This is a genomic window from Pseudomonas sp. R62 (assembly GCF_000257605.1).
Classification (GTDB): Bacteria; Pseudomonadota; Gammaproteobacteria; order Pseudomonadales; family Pseudomonadaceae; genus Aquipseudomonas; species Aquipseudomonas atacamensis.
In genome coordinates this window covers 276,994-280,570 of sequence record NZ_JH635999.1, presented here as the reverse complement: position 1 = coordinate 280,570, position 3,577 = coordinate 276,994, and the positions used below count along the sequence as shown (strand labels likewise).

Sequence of the window (3,577 nt, the reverse complement as noted above, 5' to 3'; positions counted from 1 at the left end):
CAAAGCGCAGATGCATAGCGTCGGTTTGATCAACGCGCACTTCTGGCTCGCAACCATCGGCACCGTGCTCTACATCGCCTCGATGTGGGTCAACGGCATCGCCCAGGGCCTGATGTGGCGCGCAGTCAACGAGGACGGCACGCTGACTTACTCCTTCGTCGAAACCCTGGTGGCCAGCCATCCGGGCTTTGTCGTGCGACTGATCGGCGGGGCGATTTTCTTAAGCGGCATGTTGCTGATGGCTTACAACACCTGGCGCACCGTGCGGGCCTCGCAGCCTGCCGACGTCGTCGCTGCCGCGCAGATGGCCTGAGGAGTCCGCCATGAAACACGAAACGATTGAAAAGAACGTCGGCCTGCTGATGCTGCTGATGGTGTTCGCCGTGAGCATCGGCGGCCTGACCCAGATCGTCCCGCTGTTCTTCCAGGACGTCACCAACAAACCGGTGGAAGGCATGAAGCCCTACACCGCGCTGCAACTGGAAGGTCGCGACATCTACATCCGCGAAGGCTGCGTCGGTTGCCATTCGCAGATGATCCGCCCGTTCCGCGCCGAAACCGAACGCTACGGGCACTACTCGGTGGCCGGTGAAAGCGTCTGGGATCACCCGTTCCTGTGGGGTTCAAAACGTACCGGTCCGGACCTCGCCCGGGTTGGCGCACGCTACTCGGATGACTGGCACCGCGCGCACTTGTACAACCCGCGCAACGTTGTGCCGGAATCGAAGATGCCGGCCTATCCGTGGCTGGTCACCCAAGCGGTCGACAGCAGCCACACCGAAACCAAGCTGAAAACCATGCGCACCCTCGGCGTGCCGTACACCGACGACGACATCAGCGGCGCGGTCGCCAGCCTCAAGGGCAAGACCGAAATGGACGCCCTCGTTTCCTATCTGCAAGTGCTCGGCACTGCGATCAAGAGCAAGAGGTGAGCCATGGTCATTGAAATGAGTGCAGGCCTGATCCGCGGCCTCGGCACGGTCGTGGTGTTCGTCGCCTTCGTCGGTTTGACCTTGTGGGTGTTCAACCGCAAGCGCACCCCGGAATTCGCCGAAGCACGCCTGCTGCCGTTCGCCGACGAACCACTACCCGAAACAATTTCAGCCCCTGAAACAAGGAGTACCCGGCCATGACCACCTTCTGGAGTACGTGGATCTGCGTACTGACCATTGGCAGCCTGATCGGCCTCACCTGGCTGCTGATCGGCACCCGTCGGGGCGAGACCAAGGGCAGCGTCGACCAGACCATGGGCCACAGCTTCGACGGCATCGAGGAGTACGACAACCCGCTGCCGCAGTGGTGGTTCATGCTGTTCGCCGGCACGCTGGTGTTCTCGGTGGGCTATCTGGTTCTGTATCCGGGCCTGGGCAACTGGAAAGGCATCCTGCCCGGTTACGAGGATGGCTGGACCGGCGTGCACGAATGGGAAAAGGAAATGAACAAGGCCGACGCCCGGTTCGGGCCGATCTTCGCCAAATTCGCAGCGATGCCCCTGGAAGAAGTGGCCAAGGATCCGCAGGCGCTGAAAATGGGTGGTCGTCTGTTCGCCTCCAATTGCTCGGTGTGCCACGGCTCGGATGCCAAGGGCGCGTTCGGCTTCCCTAACCTTGCTGACAGCGACTGGCGCTGGGGCGGCGGTGCCGAGACGATCAAGACCACCATCATGGGTGGCCGCATGGCGGCGATGCCGGCCTGGGGCGAAGTGCTCGGTGAGGCTGGGGTGAAAAACGTTGCCGCTTATGTGCGCCACGAACTGGCCGGCCTGCCGCTACCTGCCGACAGCAAGGCGGATCTGCAAGCCGGGCAGCAAGCGTTCAGCACCACTTGCGTTGCCTGTCATGGCGCCACCGGCCAGGGCACTGCGGCGATGGGCGCGCCAAACCTGACCCATCCGGCCGGCTTCATTTATGGCACCAGCCTGACCCAACTGGAACAGACCATTCGCCATGGTCGTCAGGGGCATATGCCAGCGCAGAACGAATTGCTGGGCAACGATAAAGTGCAACTGCTTGCCGCTTATGTGTACAGCCTTTCGAAAAATGATGAGCAATTGAGCGGCAAGCTTCAAGCTGAAAGCTCCAAGTAAAAGCAACATCTATGTATACAAATCTGTAAGCGACTTGTACCCACTTGTCGCTTGCAGCTTGCAGCTCGTAGCTGCTTCTTTTTGTCGCACCCCTCACGCCCTCTCCTTTCGGAACCCCGGATTCGGGTCTACGCTTCATCGAAGCGGACCGGCTGAAGTCGGTTTCCAGTTCAATCCCGAACAATGCGCACCATGAACCGGCTGATGGATTCGCCGCAAACGCAGGTAGATAACGGCTGTTGCGCCGATTGCCCTCAATCCCCCGATCACGACCTGTGAACGGGCACCGTTGACGGCGATCCGGATTGCGAGCTTTTTACGCGCACTGCGACATTTTGTCAGAGGCCATTTTTGACCCTACGCGGCGCATGGAAAGGCCGCAGAATCAGCGTTGGAAAGCATTGATCCAGGTCATGGCGCGTTGCAATGACCCCCTGCTTTATACATACTTGCGGCCGATTTTATCCCTATAAAAATACCCAAACCGTGGAACCTTAGAATGAGCACAGCAATCAGTCCGACTGCTTATAACTATAAGGTAGTCCGCCAGTTCGCCATCATGACGGTGGTCTGGGGGATCCTTGGCATGGGGCTCGGTGTCTTCATCGCCTCGCAACTGGTCTGGCCGGAACTGAACTTCGGTCTGCCGTGGACGAGCTTTGGACGCTTGCGCCCGTTGCACACAAACCTGGTGATTTTCGCCTTCGGCGGTTGTGCACTGTTTGCCACTTCCTACTATGTCGTGCAGCGAACCTGCCAGACGCGACTGATTTCCGACAGCCTCGCGGCCTTCACCTTCTGGGGCTGGCAAGCGGTCATCGTTGGCGCAATCATTACCTTGCCGCTGGGTTACACCACCACCAAGGAATACGCCGAGCTGGAATGGCCGATCGCGATTCTGCTGGCGATTGTCTGGGTCACTTACGGTCTGGTGTTCTTCGGCACCATCACCAAGCGCAAAACCAAGCACATCTACGTTGGCAACTGGTTCTACGGCGCGTTCATCGTCGTCACCGCGATGCTGCACATCGTCAACCACATGTCGCTGCCAGTCAGCCTGTTCAAGTCGTATTCGGCTTACTCCGGTGCCACTGACGCGATGATCCAGTGGTGGTACGGCCACAACGCGGTGGGTTTCTTCCTGACCACCGGTTTCCTCGGGATGATGTACTACTTCGTGCCGAAACAGGCCGAACGCCCGATCTATTCCTATCGTCTGTCGATCGTGCACTTCTGGGCGCTGATCACCCTGTACATCTGGGCCGGCCCGCACCACCTGCACTACACCGCCCTGCCGGACTGGGCACAATCGCTGGGCATGGCGATGTCGATCATCCTCCTGGCGCCAAGCTGGGGCGGCATGATCAACGGCATGATGACCCTGTCGGGCGCCTGGCATAAGTTGCGCACCGACCCGATCCTGCGCTTCCTCGTGGTATCGCTGGCGTTCTACGGCATGTCGACCTTCGAAGGGCCGATGATGGCGATCAA

Annotated in this window: 5 protein-coding genes; all 5 read left to right on the top strand. The window is 59.7% G+C overall.

Annotation, left to right across the window (positions count from 1 at the left end):
- The coding region (locus OQK_RS19620) for a cbb3-type cytochrome c oxidase subunit I (protein ID WP_177318496.1) at positions 1–313 on the top strand (313 nt) is incomplete at its 5' end.
- Positions 314–323: 10 nt separating this feature from the next.
- A complete protein-coding gene (gene ccoO, locus OQK_RS19615; RefSeq protein WP_003223389.1) occupies positions 324–932 on the top strand; it encodes a cytochrome-c oxidase, cbb3-type subunit II in 609 nt (202 codons plus the stop codon).
- Between the two features lie 3 nt (positions 933–935).
- The gene (locus tag OQK_RS19610) at positions 936–1,133 is read left to right on the top strand and encodes a cbb3-type cytochrome oxidase subunit 3 (protein WP_016773878.1); all 198 of its coding nucleotides are present in this window, start codon (positions 936–938) and stop codon (positions 1,131–1,133) included.
- On the top strand, positions 1,130–2,086 hold the full coding sequence (gene ccoP / locus OQK_RS19605; RefSeq protein WP_016773877.1) for a cytochrome-c oxidase, cbb3-type subunit III: 957 nt from the start codon (positions 1,130–1,132) through the stop codon (positions 2,084–2,086). Before OQK_RS19610 ends, ccoP begins: the two co-directional genes overlap by 4 nt.
- A gap of 499 nt (positions 2,087–2,585) precedes the next feature.
- A partial coding sequence (locus OQK_RS19600) for a cbb3-type cytochrome c oxidase subunit I (protein WP_016773876.1) occupies positions 2,586–3,577 on the top strand: 992 nt, incomplete at its 3' end.